This window comes from Nocardioides aromaticivorans, assembly GCF_013408525.1.
In the GTDB taxonomy this organism is placed as follows: Bacteria; Actinomycetota; Actinomycetes; order Propionibacteriales; family Nocardioidaceae; genus Nocardioides; species Nocardioides aromaticivorans.
Map to the genome: position 1 here is coordinate 2,547,553 of NZ_JACBZM010000001.1, position 17,116 is coordinate 2,564,668.

17 protein-coding genes, 3 tRNA genes and 2 riboswitches are annotated in these 17,116 nt (G+C 72.8%); of the genes, 16 read left to right on the top strand and 4 right to left on the bottom strand.

Annotated elements, in window-relative coordinates; all coding sequences use genetic code 11:
- Window positions 1-8: 8 nt before the first annotated feature.
- From BJ993_RS11980 to BJ993_RS11990, 3 genes are read left to right on the top strand one after another with little or no spacing between them, the layout of a single operon-like run.
- Entirely contained in the window at window positions 9-1,133 is a 1,125-nt protein-coding gene (locus BJ993_RS11980; protein ID WP_257026866.1) for an ABC transporter ATP-binding protein, read from the top strand.
- Between the two features lie 2 nt (window positions 1,134-1,135).
- Complete coding sequence (locus BJ993_RS11985) at window positions 1,136-2,443, top strand: DUF1214 domain-containing protein (protein ID WP_179648979.1); 1,308 nt, start codon at window positions 1,136-1,138, stop codon at window positions 2,441-2,443.
- On the top strand, window positions 2,440-3,798 hold the full coding sequence (locus BJ993_RS11990; RefSeq protein ID WP_179648980.1) for a DUF1254 domain-containing protein: 1,359 nt from the start codon (window positions 2,440-2,442) through the stop codon (window positions 3,796-3,798). Before BJ993_RS11985 ends, BJ993_RS11990 begins: the two co-directional genes overlap by 4 nt.
- Window positions 3,799-3,804: 6 nt before the next feature.
- Here BJ993_RS11990 and BJ993_RS11995 read toward each other — a convergent pair whose 3' ends face one another.
- Genes BJ993_RS11995 through BJ993_RS12005 form a run of 3 tightly spaced genes read right to left on the bottom strand, consistent with a single transcriptional unit; the run spans window position 3,805 to window position 5,433 of the window.
- Complete coding sequence (locus BJ993_RS11995; protein WP_179648981.1) at window positions 3,805-4,083, bottom strand: DUF202 domain-containing protein; 279 nt, start codon at window positions 4,081-4,083, stop codon at window positions 3,805-3,807.
- Window positions 4,080-4,463 (bottom strand): YidH family protein, encoded by a 384-nt coding sequence (locus tag BJ993_RS12000; RefSeq protein WP_179648982.1) that lies wholly within the window; start codon window positions 4,461-4,463, stop codon window positions 4,080-4,082. The genes BJ993_RS11995 and BJ993_RS12000 overlap by 4 nt, the downstream gene beginning before the upstream one ends.
- Window positions 4,453-5,433, bottom strand: coding sequence for a zinc-binding dehydrogenase (locus tag BJ993_RS12005; protein WP_179648983.1), 981 nt, complete (start codon window positions 5,431-5,433; stop codon window positions 4,453-4,455). Before BJ993_RS12005 ends, BJ993_RS12000 begins: the two co-directional genes overlap by 11 nt.
- A gap of 59 nt (window positions 5,434-5,492) precedes the next feature.
- Between BJ993_RS12005 and BJ993_RS12010 the strand changes: the two genes are divergently transcribed.
- From BJ993_RS12010 to BJ993_RS12030, 5 genes are all read left to right on the top strand, one after another.
- Window positions 5,493-6,524: an NADP-dependent oxidoreductase gene (locus BJ993_RS12010; protein ID WP_179648984.1), complete on the top strand. Its 1,032-nt coding sequence runs from the start codon at window positions 5,493-5,495 to the stop codon at window positions 6,522-6,524.
- A gap of 45 nt (window positions 6,525-6,569) precedes the next feature.
- The gene (locus BJ993_RS12015) at window positions 6,570-7,337 is read left to right on the top strand and encodes an SDR family NAD(P)-dependent oxidoreductase (RefSeq protein WP_179648985.1); all 768 of its coding nucleotides are present in this window, start codon (window positions 6,570-6,572) and stop codon (window positions 7,335-7,337) included.
- Window positions 7,338-7,425: 88 nt separating this feature from the next.
- Window positions 7,426-7,532: riboswitch (glycine riboswitch) on the top strand.
- Window positions 7,533-7,625, top strand: a riboswitch (glycine riboswitch).
- Window positions 7,626-7,670: 45 nt separating this feature from the next.
- On the top strand, window positions 7,671-8,801 hold the full coding sequence (gene gcvT, locus BJ993_RS12020; RefSeq protein ID WP_179648986.1) for a glycine cleavage system aminomethyltransferase GcvT: 1,131 nt from the start codon (window positions 7,671-7,673) through the stop codon (window positions 8,799-8,801).
- 20 nt (window positions 8,802-8,821) lie between these two features.
- Window positions 8,822-9,193, top strand: coding sequence for a glycine cleavage system protein GcvH (gene gcvH, locus BJ993_RS12025; protein WP_179648987.1), 372 nt, complete (start codon window positions 8,822-8,824; stop codon window positions 9,191-9,193).
- Window positions 9,194-9,217: 24 nt separating this feature from the next.
- Window positions 9,218-10,588 (top strand): L-serine ammonia-lyase, encoded by a 1,371-nt coding sequence (locus tag BJ993_RS12030; protein WP_179648988.1) that lies wholly within the window; start codon window positions 9,218-9,220, stop codon window positions 10,586-10,588.
- A 12-nt stretch (window positions 10,589-10,600) separates the two neighbouring features.
- On the opposite strand, the gene BJ993_RS12035 is transcribed toward BJ993_RS12030, so the two are convergent.
- Entirely contained in the window at window positions 10,601-11,488 is an 888-nt protein-coding gene (locus tag BJ993_RS12035; protein ID WP_179648989.1) for a LysR family transcriptional regulator, read from the bottom strand.
- A gap of 83 nt (window positions 11,489-11,571) precedes the next feature.
- Here BJ993_RS12035 and gabT point away from each other — a divergent pair, with 83 nt between their 5' ends.
- The 8 genes from gabT to BJ993_RS12070 all read left to right on the top strand — a co-directional run bounded on the left by gabT (window position 11,572) and on the right by BJ993_RS12070 (window position 17,079).
- Entirely contained in the window at window positions 11,572-12,918 is a 1,347-nt protein-coding gene (gene gabT, locus BJ993_RS12040) for a 4-aminobutyrate--2-oxoglutarate transaminase (RefSeq protein ID WP_308645551.1), read from the top strand.
- Window positions 12,915-14,201 (top strand): Glu/Leu/Phe/Val family dehydrogenase, encoded by a 1,287-nt coding sequence (locus BJ993_RS12045; RefSeq protein ID WP_218864686.1) that lies wholly within the window; start codon window positions 12,915-12,917, stop codon window positions 14,199-14,201. The genes gabT and BJ993_RS12045 overlap by 4 nt, the downstream gene beginning before the upstream one ends.
- Window positions 14,198-15,664 (top strand): NAD-dependent succinate-semialdehyde dehydrogenase, encoded by a 1,467-nt coding sequence (locus tag BJ993_RS12050; RefSeq protein WP_036543424.1) that lies wholly within the window; start codon window positions 14,198-14,200, stop codon window positions 15,662-15,664. The genes BJ993_RS12045 and BJ993_RS12050 overlap by 4 nt, the downstream gene beginning before the upstream one ends.
- 237 nt (window positions 15,665-15,901) lie before the next feature.
- Window positions 15,902-16,024, top strand: a complete 123-nt coding sequence (locus tag BJ993_RS25870; RefSeq protein ID WP_257026867.1) for a hypothetical protein — start codon at window positions 15,902-15,904, stop codon at window positions 16,022-16,024.
- A gap of 123 nt (window positions 16,025-16,147) precedes the next feature.
- A tRNA-Trp gene (locus BJ993_RS12055) sits at window positions 16,148-16,220 on the top strand.
- A gap of 167 nt (window positions 16,221-16,387) precedes the next feature.
- Window positions 16,388-16,474 (top strand) — tRNA-Leu (locus tag BJ993_RS12060).
- A 1-nt stretch (window position 16,475) separates the two neighbouring features.
- Window positions 16,476-16,558 (top strand) — tRNA-Leu (locus BJ993_RS12065).
- 158 nt (window positions 16,559-16,716) lie between these two features.
- On the top strand, window positions 16,717-17,079 hold the full coding sequence (locus BJ993_RS12070; protein ID WP_179648990.1) for a WhiB family transcriptional regulator: 363 nt from the start codon (window positions 16,717-16,719) through the stop codon (window positions 17,077-17,079).
- The last annotated feature ends 37 nt before the right edge of the window (window positions 17,080-17,116 follow it).

Consider the following 17,116-nt stretch of genomic DNA (forward strand, 5'->3'; position numbering starts at 1 on the left):
GGTGCATGATGGCCAGCTTCCGAATCTCCGGTCTCACCAAGTCCTACGGCTCCAACGTCATCGTCGACGACCTGGACCTCGAGATCGAGGAGGGTGAGTTCCTCGTCCTGCTCGGCCCCAGCGGCTGCGGCAAGACGACCACCCTGCGCTGCCTCGCAGGCCTCGAGACGCCCGAACAGGGGCGCATCGAGTTCAAGGGCAAGGCGGTCTTCGACGCGGCAGAGCGGATCAACGTGCCGGCGCACAAGCGCAGCATCGGCATGGTGTTCCAGTCGTATGCACTGTGGCCCAACATGACGGTCCGCAAGAACATCGCCTACCCGCTCAAGGTGCGCAGGATGAAGGAGGCGCTGGCGGCGGGCCGCGTCGAGGAGGCGGCCGGCATGGTCGACTGCGGCCACCTCCTCGACCGCTATCCCTCCCAGCTGAGCGGCGGCCAGCAGCAGCGGATCGCGGTCGCCCGCGGGCTCGCGGCCCAGCCGGACCTGGTCCTCTTCGACGAGCCGTTGAGCAACCTCGACGCGCGCCTCCGTGACCAGGTCCGCACCGAGATCCACCGCCTGCACGAGAGCCTGGGCTTCGGTGCCGTCTTCGTGACCCACGACCAGTCCGAGGCCTTCGCGCTCGGCGACAAGATCGCCATCATGCGGGCCGGCCGGATCGAGCAGCTCGGGACGCCGGTCGAGGTCTTCGACAACCCGGCCACCGACTACGTCGCGGAGTTCATCGGCATGTCGAACCGGCTGGAGCTCGTCCGGACCGCGACGGGCTGGCAGAGCGCCGACGGCGTGGAGATGTCCATCCAGCGCAGCCTTCCCGACTCTCCCGCGCTGATCGCACGGATCTGGCCGGACGACGTCCGCCTGCACCGGTCGGCCACCGAGGCGCCGGCCGATGCCGTGCGGCTCGAGGCCACACTGCTCGCCTCCGAGTTCGGTGGCCGCCACTACGACGTCACGGTGGCCGCCGGAGCCGAGCAGTTCCGGCTGCGTGCTGACGCGGCCTCCCACGGGGCGTGGCTGCGCAGCGCGCACGAGGGCGAGCCCGTCGTCATCAGCTTCCGGCCCGAGGCGATGCAGGTGTACCCGGGCGGAGCGGCGACCGGGTCGCGCGAGCTGATCGCTGCCTCGTGAGCGTGGCCCCGGACGACGTACGACGGTCCGCAGCCCGGCTTCAGGTGTGGGCCTACCCGCTGGTGCTCGCGCAGCGGCTGCGGTTCAACTTCACCCTCCCCGGCGATCCCCTCGCGCCGCGGCCCGCCGTGTCGGCCGGCGCTCCAATCGGCCGGTTCGGGCACGCGCGGGCCCTCGCCGACCCCGATCTCCGGGTCGGGGTGGCGCCGAACGTCGACACCCTCTACTCCGTGGCGTGGCTGGACCTCGCCCGCGGGCCGCACGCGGTCCAGCTGCCGACCGTGGGCGATCGGTACTTCAGCCTCCAGGTGGGCAAGTCCGACACCACGAGCCCGGTCGTCATCAGCGGCCGGACCCACCCCGGGCAGCCGCCGCACGTCGTGGTGGAACCCGGGGAGCCGGAGGTGGTGGACCACGGTGACCTGGTGCGGGTGGCGACGCGGGACCGGTGGCTGACGCTCGTCGGTCGGACGGCGGTCGATCCGGACAGCGACGAGGACCTCCGTGCCGCGCACGCCGTGCAGGACCGCCTGGTGGTCTCGAGCCAAGGCAGTCCGCATGCGGGGACGGTCGTGGACGACGTCGACGTCCGGCTCGCCGCCGTCGCCCGGGAACGTGAGGTCTTCGAGCCCGGCGCCTTCGCCTCCGCCGTGCTCCGGGTGCTCGACACCGGGGGTGAGTCGATCGAGAGCCGCGGACTGGAGCGACTGCTCGCGGACGTGGGGATCGACGAGCTCGCCCGGAATCGTGCCGCGCCGGCTGTCGTGTCCGCTGTCGCCGACGGCCTCCGGGACGGCCATCGGGCGATCGAGCAACGGGTTCGCACTCTCGGCCGGACCGCCGCCGGCTGGGCGACCAACGAGACCGTGGCCTCCTTCGGCGACGACCACCTGCTCCGTGCGGCGGTGGCGCACGCCCAGATCTACGTGAATCCACCCGAGGAGGCGAGCTATCCGGTGTGCGAGGTCGACGCCGAGGGACGGCAGCTCGACGGCAGTGTCGCCCGGTATCGGGTCCGGCTCCCCGCCGGTTCCCCGCCGGCCGCGGCCTTCTGGTCCCTGACGATGTACCACGCCGCGGGAAATCTCGTTGCCAACGACCTCGGGCGGTACGCCGTCGGAGATCGCACCCCCGGCCTGGTGCGGTCCGACGACGGATCGCTGGAGGTCGACATCAGTGCTGGCCCGCCGCCGCGAGGGGTGAGCAACTGGCTTCCGGCGCCAGAGGGCCCGTTCCGGCTCATGCTGCGCCTGTACTGGCCGCTCGAGGCGTCGTGGCGTCCTCCGGCGGTGATGCGGGTGCCGGCGTGACGGGGTACGCCGCCCTCGACGTCGGAGACGTCGACCAGCGGCAGGTCTCCACGCGTGCGGACCTCGTGCCGAGGGACGGCACAGCGCGGCGTTCCGTGGCCCACGCGGCAGCCTTCGATGCGGTGGTCTACGGGCTCCCGGCCGCCTACCAGTACGCCCAGATGTGCCGGCAGTACGCCGAGACCGGTGTCCCCACCGGCCAGTTCGTCCACGAGCGGCGCCTCGCCGCTCCCGGGTTCGCCGCCTTCCGGGTGCCGAACGTGGACACCCTGTACTCGAACGCGTGGCTCGACCTGCGGGAGGGGCCCGTGGCGATCGACCTGCCCGACTTCGGGGATCGCTACTTCACGCTGAACCTGCTCGACGCGTTCGGCAACGCCTCCAACATCAGCCGGCGGACCGTCGGACCGGCACGCGAGGTCTGGTTGGTCGCGCCGGGTGACGACGCCGGCGTGCCGGACGACGCCGTCCGGCTCCGTGTCGCCTCCCGCCTGATGTGGGTGCTGATGCGGATCCAGGTCCGGGGGGACGACCTTGCCGAGATCCACCGGCTCCAGGACTCGGTGCTCCTGCGTCCGGTCCGGGGCGGCCGTGGCGTCGCCGCGGGTGCGACGAGCGTGGTCGGGGAGGTCGTCGACCCCGACGCCGTCGTCACCGACTGGGAGGCCTTCTTCCACGCGATGGACGGTGCCCTCCGTCTCGGCGGGGTGCCCGCGGACGAGACGGCGCTCGTCCGTCGCTTCGCGGTGCTGGGGTTGGCGGGGACCGCTGCGTTCCGACCCGGGCTCCTGGACGAGGAGACGCGGGCGGGGGCCGCGAGCGGGTTCGCCGCGGCCATGGGTGTCATCGACGCCTGCCGGCCGCAGCTCGGAGAACCGGTGCCGACCGGCTGGACGAAGGTCTGCGACAAGGGCGCCCACGGCGCCAACTTCCTCAGCCGGGCGGTCATGAACCACGTCGGTCTCGCCGCCAACGTCGTCGAGGAGAACACCTCGTTCAACACCTACGTGGACGGCGAGGGACGGCCCCTCGGCGGGGCGGCGGGCGGCTACCTGCTGACGATGGAGCGTCCGCCGCCGGCGGGGGCGTTCTGGAGCGTCACCCTGTACGACGACAGCGGATTCCTCGTGCCGAGCGCCATCGATCGCTCCTCGGTCGGCAGCGCCACGCCGGGCCTCCTGCTGGACGTCGACGGCTCGGTCACCGTCTCCATCAGCGCCGAGGACCCCGGTGTCGGGGCGAACTGGCTCCCGGCGCCACGCGGGCGCTTCTTCCTGGTGCTGCGCATCTACGAGCCGCTCGCGGACGCGCTCAGTGGCGCCTGGCTGCCCGGTCCGGTGCGTCCCGTGGCGTGAGGGCTATCAGCCGCGAACGACGGTGACCAACGCGCAGGCGGCGATCATGACGGCGGTGAGTGACTGGGCCGCCAGGCGCACCCCGGTCGAGTCCCGCAGCAGGGGAGCGGCTCCGGTCGAGGCCGCCAGTGCGACGGCCGCCAGCAGGACCGGCCCGATGGGCGCGGAGGGGGCGGTCAGGTGGAGCAGAGCCAGCGTTGCGGCGCCGGTGCTGAGCATCGTCCGCGTGCCGGCGAGGCGGGTGCGCTCCGCCTGGAGGCCCGGATCCCGTGGAGGGTCGCTCACCGCACCAGCACCAGGAACGCGGCGGTCGTGGCCACGGCCACCAGGACGGCGCAGGCGGCGGCCCCGGCCCGGAACCCGGGGAGCGGCTCGCCTCTCCGAATGGCACGTTCGCCCGCACTCCAGCGTGCCCACGCCAGGACTGCGCCCGCTCCGCCCAGCGCCACCAGAGCCCCGGCGACTGCCTGGACGACCGGCCGGGGATAGCCCGTCGCGAAGGCGTCGAGCGCGACGGCACCGGCCACCAGGGCCATCGACGTCCGCAGCCACGCGAGGAACGTCCGCTCGTTCGCGAGGGAGAATCGGTAGTCGGGCTCGGCGCCGGTGCCGTAGACGCGGGCGGGCCACCGCTGTCGTCGTGCCGGCCCGGACTCAGCGCCCATCGTGCTGCCCGCCCTCGAACACGACGACCAGCCGCCCCCGTACGTCGCCGGCGCGCAGGCGCTCGATCCCGCGCGGGACGTCGTCGAAGCCGATCCGCTCGACGGTCGGTGCCAGCGCGCCGCTGGCCAGGTGCTGGTAGACCGCGGCGATGTCGTCGCGGGTGCCGCCCGACGAGCCGTGGATCCGTGCCTTCTGGTGGATGACGTCGGCGGTGGTCAGCGTGGTGTGCTCGGCGCCCAGGCCGACCATCACGACGTCGCCGCCGACGCGGATCGCCTGCACGGCCGCCTCGGTGGTCGTGCCGAAGCCCGCGAAGTCGATGACGACGTCGAGGCCGAGGCCGCGCAGGTCCTCGGCCCGCTCGTGGAGCCCGGCGAGGCCCCATCCGGCCGCGAGGGAGCGTGCCGCCGTACTCGTGTCGGCTCCGTGGACCTCGGCGCCGAGGTGGACGGCGAGCTGGGCGCCGAGCTGGCCGAGGCCCCCGAGGCCGATGACGCCGACGCGGCTGCCCGCGCGGACGCCGCCGACCACCGCGACCGCGTGGTACGACGTCATGCCGGCGTCGGTGCCGGTGGCGGCGAGCTCGTCGCTCAGCCCGTCGGGCACCGCGACGAGGTCACCGGCCGGGGCCAGGTGGTGGCTCGCGTAGCCGCCGTCGCGGCTGTAGCCGGGAACGGTGCTGCCCTGCGGATGGACGCCGACCCGCTGGCCCGTCGTCCAGCCGGTGACATCCGTGCCGACGGCGACGACCTCGCCGGCGATCTCGTGCCCGAGGGTGATCGGGTTGCGCGTGATGTTCACGGCCCATGAGGGCTCGTCGAGCTCGCCCACGTCCGAGTGGCACATGCCAGCAGCGCGCACGCGCACCAACACCTCGTCGGGACCGGGAGCGGGCACCGGGACCTCGTGGAGCTGGAGCGGACGTCCGGTCCCGGTCCAGCGCCAAGCCGACATCATCGGAGTCTTCATAAACTGAATTTAGTTCAGTACAGTCGCGGGTGTCCACACACCGAGTGCCGAGGAGAGACATGAAGAGCCGTGCGCTGCAGGTCGCTGCCCACCCGCGGGGCGAGGTCGGGCCCGAGCACTTCGAGGTCGTCCCCGTCGAGCTCCCCGACCCCGACCAGCTCGCCGCAGGCTCGGTGCTGGTCCGCAACACCTGGACCTCCGTCGACCCCGGGATGAGGCTCCGGCTGCGTCCCGCGGCACCCGACGGCTACTTCACCGCCTTCGACCTGCACGCGCCGATGGACGGCGTCCTCACGATCGGTGAGGTCGTCGCGTCCCGGGCCGACGGGTTCGAGCCGGGCGACGTCGTCTGGCACTCCCTGGGCTGGCGGGAGCACGCCGTGGTGCGCGCGGGCGAGAGCGCCATGAACGGCGTCGGGACGCTGCGCGTGCTCGACCCGGGCGACGCGCCGCACCAGCACTTCCTCGGGCCGCTCGGGCCGATGGGCCTGACGGCGTACGCCGGCCTCGCGGTCGTCGACGGCCTCAGCGGCGGGCGGGTCCTGTGGGTGTCGGCGGCCGCCGGAGCCGTCGGCTCCCTGGTCGTCCAGATCGCCCGCAACCTCGGCCACCGGGTGGTCGCGAGCGCCGGATCGGACGAGAAGGTCGCCTGGCTGCGCGACGACCTGGGCGTCGCGGCGTTCAACCACCGGTCCGAGCCGTTGGGGGAGGCGCTGGCACGCCTGGCCCCCGAGGGCATCGACCTGTACTTCGACAACGTCGGCGGCGAGCACCTCGAGGCGGCGCTCGACGCGATGACCATGCACGGGCGCATCGCCCTGTGCGGCTCGATCTCGGACTACGAGTCGGAGCCCACCGGTCCGCGCAACATCTTCCTCGCGACCGCCAAGCACCTGACGCTGTCCGGCTTCCGCGGCAGCCTGCACCTCGACCTGCTCGAGGAGATGCAGCAACGGATGGCCGGCTGGATCCGCGACGGCCGGCTGGTCGCACCCGAGACCGTCTACGACGGCCTCGAGCAGGCCCCGCGCGCGATGGCGGACATGCTCGCGGGCCGCACGACCGGCAAGACGCTGGTCCGCCTCGGCTGAGTCGACCTCGACCGGCCGCCACCACCAACGAGAGGAAGCACCACCATGGGTCGTTTCGACGGGCGAGTCGCCGTCATCACCGGAGCAGCGCGCGGGATCGGGTTCGGCACCGCCACCCGGTTCGCCGAGGAGGGCGCGTCGGTCGCGATCGTCGACCTCGACGAGACCGCGGCCGCCGAGGCCGCCGCGAAGCTGCCGCTCACCGAGGGTGCGAAGGCCATCGGCGTGGGCGCCAACGTCTCCGACGGCGCGTCGGTCGACGCCGCCATCGAGCGGGTCGTCACCGAGCTGGGTGGGATCCACGTCCTGGTGAACAACGCGGGCATCACCCGCGACAACCTCCTGTTCAAGATGACCGAGGAGGACTGGGACCTGGTGATGGGGGTGCACCTCAAGGGTGCGTTCTTGATGACCAAGGCCGCGCAGAAGCACTTCGTGGAGCAGAAGTACGGCAAGGTCGTGAACATCTCCTCGATCTCGGCGCTGGGCAACCGGGGGCAGGCCAACTACTCGGCCGCGAAGATGGGCGTGCAGGGCTTCACCCGCACCCTGGGCATCGAGCTGGGCCCGTTCGGGATCAACGTCAACGCGGTCGCGCCGGGCTTCATCGCGACCGAGATGACCGACGCCACCGCGGCCCGGCTGAAGATGGACGTCGACGAGTTCCGCCGCCTCAACGCCGACGCCGTCCCGGTCAGGCGGGTCGGTCAGCCGGACGACATCGCGGCCGCGGTCACCTTCCTGTCGGCCGACGAGTCGTCGTACGTCACTGGCCAGACGCTCTACGTCGACGGCGGCGCCAGCATCGGCTGACGCAGGCGTGCCGTCCGCGCCGGAGGGGAATGGGACCCGGGCGGCCACGACCTGTAGCCTCGCCGCACACAACTCCACACCGGCCGTTCGAAGCCGCAGCAGGAGAGACCCCGCCTGACCCGATGGGTCGCGACGGGGCGCCGTAGGAGCAACTCTCCCCGAGAAACTCTCAGGCCCCATCACTGCGCGGCGAGGCAACTCTGGAAAGACAGGACCCATGTCCTGCGCCCACGGTGCAAGCCGCTCGTCGCGGTGAAGCTCTCAGGCACCCATGACAGAGCGGGGAGGCAGACCAGCAGGGTGCCGTGCACCCTCGACCCCGGGAGCCTCCGCATGGCAACGAACGACCCCACCCCGCGCACCACCCCGCTGCACGCGGTCCACACCGCACTGGGCGCCAACTTCACGGACTTCGCCGGCTGGCAGATGCCGGTCCGCTACAGCTCGGAGCTCGCCGAGCACCGGGCCGTGCGCACGACGGCGGGCCTCTTCGACCTCACCCACATGGGCGAGATCGAGCTGACCGGCCCGGGTGCCGGCGCCGCGCTCGACCACGCCCTCGTCGGTCGTCCGTCGGCGATCGGCGTCGGCCGCGCCCGCTACTCGATGATCTGCGCCGAGGACGGCGGGATCATCGACGACCTCGTCGTCTACCGCCTCGCCGAGGAGCACTACCTCGTCGTCGCGAACGCCAGCAATGTCGCCGTCGTCGCCCCCGAGGTGGCCGCCGGCGCCGACGGGTACGACGTCGAGGTCCGCGACACGTCGGAGGAGTGGGCGCTGCTGGCGGTCCAGGGCCCGGCGTCGGCCGCGATCGTCGCGGAGCTGACCGAGCTCGACGTGCCGTCGCTGAGGTACTACGCCATCGACGCCGGCACGGTCGCTGCCCCTGACGGCGCAGTCGAGGTGCTGCTCGCGCGGACGGGCTACACCGGCGAGGACGGCTTCGAGGTCTACTGCCGGCCGTCCGACGCGGAGGCCGTCTGGGCCGCGCTGCAGCAGGCGGGGGAGCCGCACGGCCTCGTCCCCGCGGGCCTCGCCTGCCGCGACACGCTGCGCCTGGAGGCGGGGATGCCGCTCTACGGCCACGAGCTGAGCCGCGACACGACGCCGTACGAGGCCAACCTGGGCCGGGTCGTCGTCCTCGACAAGCCGGACGGCTTCGTCGGGCACGAGGCGCTCGCGAAGCGCAAGGAGCAGGGCCCGGAGCGCGTGCTCGTCGGGCTGGTCTCCACCGGCCGCCGCTCGCCGCGCGCGGGCTACCCGGTCGTCGACCCGGCCACCGGCGCCGAGGTCGGCGAGGTCACCAGCGGCGCGCCGTCGCCGACGCTGGAGAAGCCGGTCGCGATGGCCTACGTGCCGCCGCACCTCGCGGCGCCCGGCACCCGGGTCTCCGTCTTGCTGCGCGGCTCCCTCGAGGACGCCGACGTCGTCGAGCTCCCCTTCTACACCCGCAACCGCTGACCCACCTCGAGGAGAAGACGATGAGCAACCCCACGAACCTCCAGTACTCCGCCGAGCACGAGTGGGTCGCCCTCGACGGCGACACCGCGCGTGTCGGCGTGACGGCCTACGCCGCCGACGCTCTCGGCGACATCGTGTACGTCGACCTGCCGGCCGTCGGCGACACCGTCACCGCGGGCCAGACCTGCGGCGAGCTCGAGTCCACCAAGTCCGTCAGCGACCTCTACTCGCCGGTGACCGGCGAGGTCGTCGAGGTCAACGAGGACGTCGACGGCGACCCGAGCCTGGTCAACAGCGACCCCTTCGGCCGCGGCTGGCTCCTCGTCGTCAAGGTGACCGCCACCGTCGACCTGCTCGACGCTGCCGCGTACGACGCGCTGCTCGAGGCCTGAGGTGCTCGAGCGGGAGGTCGCGTCGTGCCCCTGAGCACCTTCGACCTCTACTCCATCGGCATCGGTCCGTCGTCGTCACACACGGTGGGGCCGATGCGCGCCGCGAAGACCTTCGTCGACGGCCTCGTCCACGACAGGCTCCTCGATGCGACCGTACGGGTGAAGGCCGAGCTGTTCGGGTCGCTGGGGGCGACCGGGCACGGCCACGGCTCGGAGGGCGCCGTCGTGCTCGGGCTCGAGGGGGAGCTGCCGGCGACCGTGGACGTCGCCGCCGCGCGCGGCCGGCTCGACGTCGTACGACGCGACGGGGCGATCGACCTCGCCGGCAGGCGGACCGTCCGCTTCGACGCCGCCGAGGACCTCGTGCTGCACCGGCGCCGCTCGCTGCCCGCGCACCCGAACGGGATGACCTTCACGGCGTACGGCATCGAGGGTGCCTTCCGCGAGCGGACCTACTACTCGGTCGGCGGTGGGTTCGTCGTCGACGAGGACGCGGTCGGTGCCGACCGCGTGGTGGTGGACCGGACGGAGGTCCGGTACCCCTTCACCACCGGCGCCCAGCTGCTCGCCATCTGCGAGGAGACCGGGCTGCGGGTCAGCGACGTGATGCTCGCCAACGAGCTGTCGTGGCGCAGCGAGGACGAGGTGCGCGCCGGGCTGCTGGAGATCTGGGCGGTCATGCAGGAGTGCGTCCGCGCCGGCTGCAGCGCCGAGGGCCTGCTCCCCGGCGGGCTGAAGGTGCCGCGCCGCGCGCCGGGCCTGCACGCCGACCTCTGCGCCCGGGCCGAGGGCGGCGACCCGCTCGACGTCATCGACTGGGTCAACCTGTTCGCGCTCGCGGTGAACGAGGAGAACGCCTCGGGTGGTCGCGTCGTCACCGCGCCCACCAACGGCGCGGCGGGGATCATCCCGGCGGTGCTGCACTACTACGTGCGCTTCGTCCGGGGCGCGGACGACGACGGGGTGGTGCGCTTCCTGCTCACCGCCGCCGCCGTCGGGATCCTGTTCAAGGAGAACGCCTCGATCTCGGGCGCCGAGGTCGGCTGCCAGGGCGAGGTCGGGTCGGCCTGCGCGATGGCCGCCGGTGCGCTGTGCGAGGTGCTCGGCGGGACGCCGACCCAGGTCGAGAACGCCGCCGAGGTGGGCATCGAGCACAACCTCGGGTTGACCTGCGACCCGATCGGCGGGCTGGTGCAGATCCCCTGCATCGAGCGCAACGCGATCGCCTCGGTGAAGGCGATCAACGCCGCCCGGTTGGCGATCAACGGGACCGGCCACCACAAGGTGTCGCTGGACAAGGCGATCAGGACCATGCGCGACACCGGTCGCGACATGCACGTGAAGTACAAGGAGACCTCGCGCGGAGGTCTCGCCGTCAATGTCATCGAGTGCTGACGAGGCGAGGCACTACCCGGCCAGCGGCGGGTACCGCTCGCTGCAGAACGCCTCCAGCCGCTCGGCCAGCCCGGCCAGCACGGTCGCCGCGTGGTGCCGGGGATCCCAGGCCGCGACGAGGGTGAGGGTCAGTGGCGCGCCCGCGTCGTCGAGGACGAGGGTGCGCTCGAGGTCGAAGCGCGGGTCGTCGGAGACGACGGCGATGCCGCGGCCGGCGGCGGCCAGGGCCTGCGCGACCTGGGGGTTGCTGCAGGCGATCACCTCGGAGGCCGCCGCACCGGCGCGGGCGAGCGCCTCGTCGAGCAGGGTGCGCGGTCGGGCACCGGGCTCGAGCGTGATCAGCCGCTCGTCGGCGAGCTCGGCGACGGGTACGGCGGACCGGCCGGCGTACGGGTGGTCGGCGCGGACGTAGGCCCACACGGGCAGCCGGGCGACCGGCGCGCTGCTCAGGTGCCGCGGCGGCGGCACGGTGAGGACGGCGAGGTCGAGGTCGTCGCCGAGCCCGTCGATCGCGTCGGCGGCGTTGGCCTCGTGCACGGTGATGAGCGGGTCGTCGGGGCCGAGGGTGGCGAGGAAGGGCGCGACCACGTCGGTCAGCGTGGTGGTCGGCGCGGCCGCGCGGACCCGCTCGAGGCGGCCGGCGGCGAGCGCCTCGGCGAGCGAGCGGGCCGCCTCGGCGCTGGTGAGCACGTCGCGCGTCGCGGCGAGGAAGGTGTGGCCGGCGGCGGTCAGGCTGAGTCGCCGGTGGTGGCGGTGGAAGAGGGTGACACCGGTCTGCCGCTCGAGCTGCTGGAGCTGGCGCGACAGGGCCGGCTGGGTGACGTGCAGCGCCTCCGCGGCGGCGCTCACCGAGCCCAGCTCGGCCACCGTGCTGAAGGTGGTCAGGAGGCGCAGGTCCACCCGCCCACTGTATGCCGCAGCGGCATCCAAATCCCAACAGAAAGGCATTGGACGACATGCAGGGCGCGGAGCACGATAGGAGGGTGACCACCGAGACCTCCGCCCCCGCCGTACGCCAGGCACGCCGCCTGGTCACCCCCATCCCCGGCCCGAAGTCGGTCGAGCTGATGGCCCGCAAGACGTCGGCCGTCGCCTCCGGCGTCGGTACGACGATGCCGGTCTTCACCGCCCACGCCGGCGGCGGCCTGCTCGAGGACGTCGACGGCAACATCCTCATCGACCTCGGCTCCGGCATCGCCGTCACCACCGTCGGTGCGGCCGAGCCGCGCGTCGTCGCGGCCGTGCAGGAGCAGGTCGCGGCGTTCACCCACACCTGCTTCATGGTGACGCCCTACGAGGGCTATGTCGCCGTCGCCGAGCACCTCAACCGGCTCACCCCGGGCGACCACGAGAAGCGCACCGCGCTCTTCAACTCCGGCGCCGAGGCGGTCGAGAACGCCGTCAAGATCGCGCGCCACCACACCGGCAAGGACGCGGTCGTCGTCTTCGACCACGCCTACCACGGCCGCACCAACCTGACGATGGCGATGACCGCCAAGTCGATGCCCTACAAGCACGGCTTCGGCCCGTTCGCCTCCGAGGTCTACCGCGCGCCGCTGTCCTACCCCTACCGCGACGGCGGGCTCGACGGCGCCACGGCCGCCGCCCGTGCCATCGACGTGATCGAGAAGCAGGTCGGCGCCGACAACCTCGCCGCCGTCGTGATCGAGCCGATCCAGGGCGAGGGCGGCTTCATCGTCCCCGCCGCCGGCTTCCTGTCCGCGCTGGCCGAGTGGTGCACCGCCAACGGCGTCGTCTTCGTCGCCGACGAGGTGCAGAGCGGCTTCGCCCGCACCGGTGCGATGTTCGCGTGCGAGCACGACGGCGTCGTACCCGACCTGATCGTGACGGCCAAGGGCATCGCCGGCGGCCTGCCGCTCTCCGCGGTCACCGGCCGCGCCGAGATGATGGACGCGGTCCACGTCGGCGGCCTCGGTGGCACGTACGGCGGCAACCCGATCGCCTGCGCCGCGGCGCTCGCGGTCATCGAGACCATCGAGGCCGACGGCCTGGTGGAGCGCGCCCGGCAGATCGAGGAGCTCGTCGTCGGCCGGCTCCGCGCGATCGGCGAGCGCGACAGCCGGATCGGCGACGTCCGCGGCCGGGGCGCCATGCTCGCGGTCGAGCTGGTCGAGGCCGGCACCGACACGCCCGACCCCGTCCTGGCCAAGGAGATCGCGACCCGCTCCCACGCCGAGGGCGTCATCGTCCTGACCTGCGGCACCTACGGCAACGTGCTGCGCTTCCTCCCGCCCCTGTCGATCACCGACGAGCAGCTCAACGAGGCGTTCGACGTGGTCGAGGCAGCGCTCGCGGCGGCCGGGCAGTGAGCGTCGACGTCCTGCCGGGGACGTCGACCACCGAGGAGGTCCGCAAGGACCCGCTCGGCGACGCCCACCGGCAGCTGCGCGCTGCCTGCGACCGGCTCGGCCTGGACGAGGGCACCTTCGCGATGCTCGCCACGCCGCGCCGCGAGATGACCGTCAGCATCCCCCTGCGCCGCGACAGCGGCGAGGTCGAGGTGCTCATCGGCCACCGGGTGCAGCACAACTTCTCCCGTGGCCCGGCCAAGGGCGGCCTGCGCTACAGCCCGGAGGTCGACCTCGACGAGGTCCGCGCCCTGGCGATGTGGATGAGCTGGAAGTGCGCCCTGCTCGACGTGCCGTACGGCGGCGCGAAGGGCGGCGTGCGGATCGACCCGCGCGACTACAGCCAGGCCGAGCTGCAGCGGGTGACCCGCCGCTACGCCAGCGAGATCAGCCCGATCATCGGCCCGGCGCACGACATCCCGGCCCCCGACATCGGCACCGACGAGAGCACCATGGCCTGGATCATGGACACCTACTCGGTGAGCAGCGGGCACACCGTCCTCGGTGTCGTGACCGGCAAGCCGATCAGCCTCGGCGGCTCGCTCGGCCGCGCGATGGCGACCTCCCGGGGCGTCGTCGAGGTCGCGCTCGCCGCGATCTCCAGCACCGGACTCGACCCGCGCGGCACGACGGCCGCCGTCCAGGGCTTCGGCAAGGTCGGCCGCGGCAGCGCGGTCCTGCTCGCCGAGGCCGGCGTGCGGGTCGTCGCCGTCAGTGACCAGTACGGCGGCGTGCGCGACCCGCAGGGCCTCGACATCGCGGCCCTGTGCGCCCACGTGGACGCCACCGGCAGCGTGGTCGGCTTCGGCCGGCTCACCGAGATCAGCAACGAGGACCTGCTCGAGCTCGACGTCGACCTGCTCGTGCCGGCCGCCGTCGAGGGCGTGATCCACGAGGGCAACGCCGACCGGATCCGCGCGCGCCTCGTCGTCGAGGGCGCCAACGGCCCGACGAGCACCCGCGCCGACGAGCTCCTGCGCGAGCGGGGCGTGCTCGTCGTACCGGACATCCTGGCGAACGCCGGCGGCGTGGTCGTCTCCTACTTCGAGTGGGTGCAGGCCAACCAGGCGTACTGGTGGTCCGAGGACGAGGTGAACCAGCGCCTCGCCGAGCGGATGCTCCTCGCCTGGCAGCGCGTCCACGAGCGCGCCACCACCGACCAGACCACCCTCCGCGAGGCGGCGACCTGCATCGCCGTCGAGCGGGTCGCCGCAGCCCACCAGCAGAGAGGCCTCTACCCGTGACATCGCTCGACCAGCTCATCGCTTCGCTCGCCCCCGCCAACGGCATCCACGTCGGTGGCCGCTGGGAGGCCGGCGAGCTCGGCACGTACGACGTCGACGACCCCGCCGACAAGGCGGTGCTCGCCGCGGTGGCGAACGCCGGTGCCGCTCAGGCGACGGCCGCGGTCGACGCCGCCGAGGCCGCCGCTGCGGAGTGGGCCGCGACCAGCCCGCGCCGCCGCTCCGAGATCCTGCACCGGGTCTTCGAACTGATGCACCGCGACGCCGACGACCTCGCCGCCCTGATCTGCGCCGAGAACGGCAAGTCCGCCACCGACGCCCGCGCCGAGGTCGGCTACGCGGCGGAGTTCTTCCGCTGGTTCGCCGAGGAGGCCGTGCGCATCGACGGCAGCTACGGCTCGGCGCCGGCCGGCGGCGTCCGCACCGTCGTCACCCGTCGTCCGGTCGGCATCGCCGCGCTCGTCACGCCGTGGAACTTCCCGGCCGCCATGGCCACCCGCAAGATCGCCCCGGCCCTGGCCGCCGGTTGCACGGTGGTGCTCAAGCCGGCGGCGGAGACCCCGCTGACCGCGCTCGCCGTGGCCCGCCTGCTCGCCGAGGCCGGTGTCCCGGCGGGCGTCGTCAACGTCGTACCGACCACGGAGCCGGAGGAGGTCGTCGGCACCTGGCTGGCCGACCCGCGGGTGCGCAAGGTGTCCTTCACCGGGTCCACCGGCGTCGGCCGCCACCTGCTGCGCCAGGCCGCCGACCGGGTCCTCAACGCCTCGATGGAGCTGGGCGGCAACGCGCCCTTCATCGTGACCGAGGACGCCGACGTCGCCGCCGCCGTCGAGGGCGCGATGATCGCGAAGTTCCGCGGGGGCGGGCAGGCCTGCACGGCCGCCAACCGGCTCTACGTCCACGCCGACGTCGCCGAGGAGTTCACCCGCCTGCTGGCCGAGCGCGTCAACGCGCTGGTCGTCGGCCGCGGTGCCGACGCGAGCACGCAGATCGGCCCGCTCATCAACGAGCGCGCCGTGCACCGGGTCGCCGGCCTCGTCGACGACGCCGTCGCCGGCGGCGCCCGCGTGGTCGCGCAGGCCGAGCTGCCGGCCGACCTGAGCGGCTACTTCTTCGCGCCGACGGTGCTCGCTGACGTCGTACCGGATGCCCGGGTGGTGCAGGAGGAGATCTTCGCGCCGGTCGCGCCGATCGTGACCTGGACCGACGAGGCGGAGCTGCTCGCGCTGGTCAACGAGAGCGAGATGGGCCTCGCCGGCTACCTCTACTCGGGAGACCTCAAGCGCGCGCTGCAGCTCGCCGAGCGGATCGACAGCGGCATGATCGGCATCAACCGCGGCCTCGTCTCCGACCCGGCCGCGCCCTTCGGCGGCTTCAAGCAGAGCGGCCTCGGGCGCGAGGGTGCGCACGAGGGCATCGAGGAGTACCAGGAGACGCAGTACTTCAGCGTCGACTGGAGCTGATCGAGCGGGACCCAAGGCAGCGTGATCGGGACCGATCACTGACGGCATTCGTCAGTGATCGGTCCCGTTCCGCTTTTCCGACCCATCCGGAAAAGCGCTTGGCCGGTTCGCGTGCCGGCACCTACCGTTGACGACCGACAGGGCCGGAGCGACCGGCCCGAGCAGATGAAGGACGGACCCGTGCGCAGCCATCGCAGCAGCTCCAGCGCCACGATTCGCAGGTTCGCGGATCGTGCGATGTGTGCTGCCCTCGCGCGCCCCGCCAACGAACTGCCGTCGCCGACCATCGTCCTCGGCGGTGAGCAGGGCAAGCGCCACGCGTGGCTGCTGCCGGCCGCCAAGGAGCCGCTCCTGACCTAGGTGCACCCGCACCTGGACCCGTACGGGCAAGGGCCGCTCCAGCCGAGGCAGACGTCTCGCGGGGCGGCCCTTCTGCATGTCCGGACCGTTCCGGACCGTCCTCAACTCAACAGCAGCAACCGAATGGGTGTGGCGCAACGTCAAGCGCTCCGGTCTCCAAAACCGGCGGTTGGGGGTTCGAGTCCCTCCACCCATGCGAACCGTGGAAGGTCCCACGGGCACCGGACCAGCGCCCTCGCCGAGAGGCCAGGGCGCAATGGCACCGGGCTGACGGTCACTCGGCCGTGGGGCACCTCTCCCGACCCAGACCTCCCGCCGGACGGCGGGCGGAGTGGGGGCGAACTCAACAGTGGACAGCATCAAGCTCACCTGCCGGAACAGGTAGACGGGCCGCGTTGAGGGCGCGGTGTCCTGCGGGACGTGAGGGTTCGACTCCCTCGGTGAGCACCACGCCCGCCTGGCGGAACAGGTAGACGCGCACGGCTCAGGACCGTGTCCCTTCGGGGGGTCCCGGTTCGAGTCCGGGGGCGGGTACGCAGCCGACGTCGTACGACGTCGCACGAAGCGGGTGTCGGGAGACGCCTTGGGCCTCATGAGCCCGACGGCCCACGTTCGACTCGTGGCCCCGCTACTGGCCGCACGGCCTGCCGGAGTGCTGCCGGCACACCACGACGAGGAGGAGGTGACAGCACATGGAGAAGCGAAACGGACGGATGCGTGCCGAGACGGTCGCGGTCCCGAAGGACGAGGTTGCGGACCGCATCCTCACCACCCAGGGCGTCACCGTCGCCTACGCGCACCCGACGCCGCTCGATGCCACCCTGCGGTGGCGGTGCGCCGACCACGAGGACCCGGAGCTCTTCGACCCGGTCGACGAGGCGACCCTCGCCGAGGCGCGGGCGTTCTGCGGCGGTTGCGAGGTCAGCAGCCTCTGCCTCCGACTCGGCACGAGCCGCGCCGAGTGGGGTGTGTGGGGCGGCGTGCTCCTCGAGGGCGGCAAGGCCGTCGACAAGGTCCGGCAGCGCGGACGGCCGAAGAAGGTCGTCGCCGCCTGACCACCACCGCACCGGCTGCGTGCGGGACGCCCGAGGC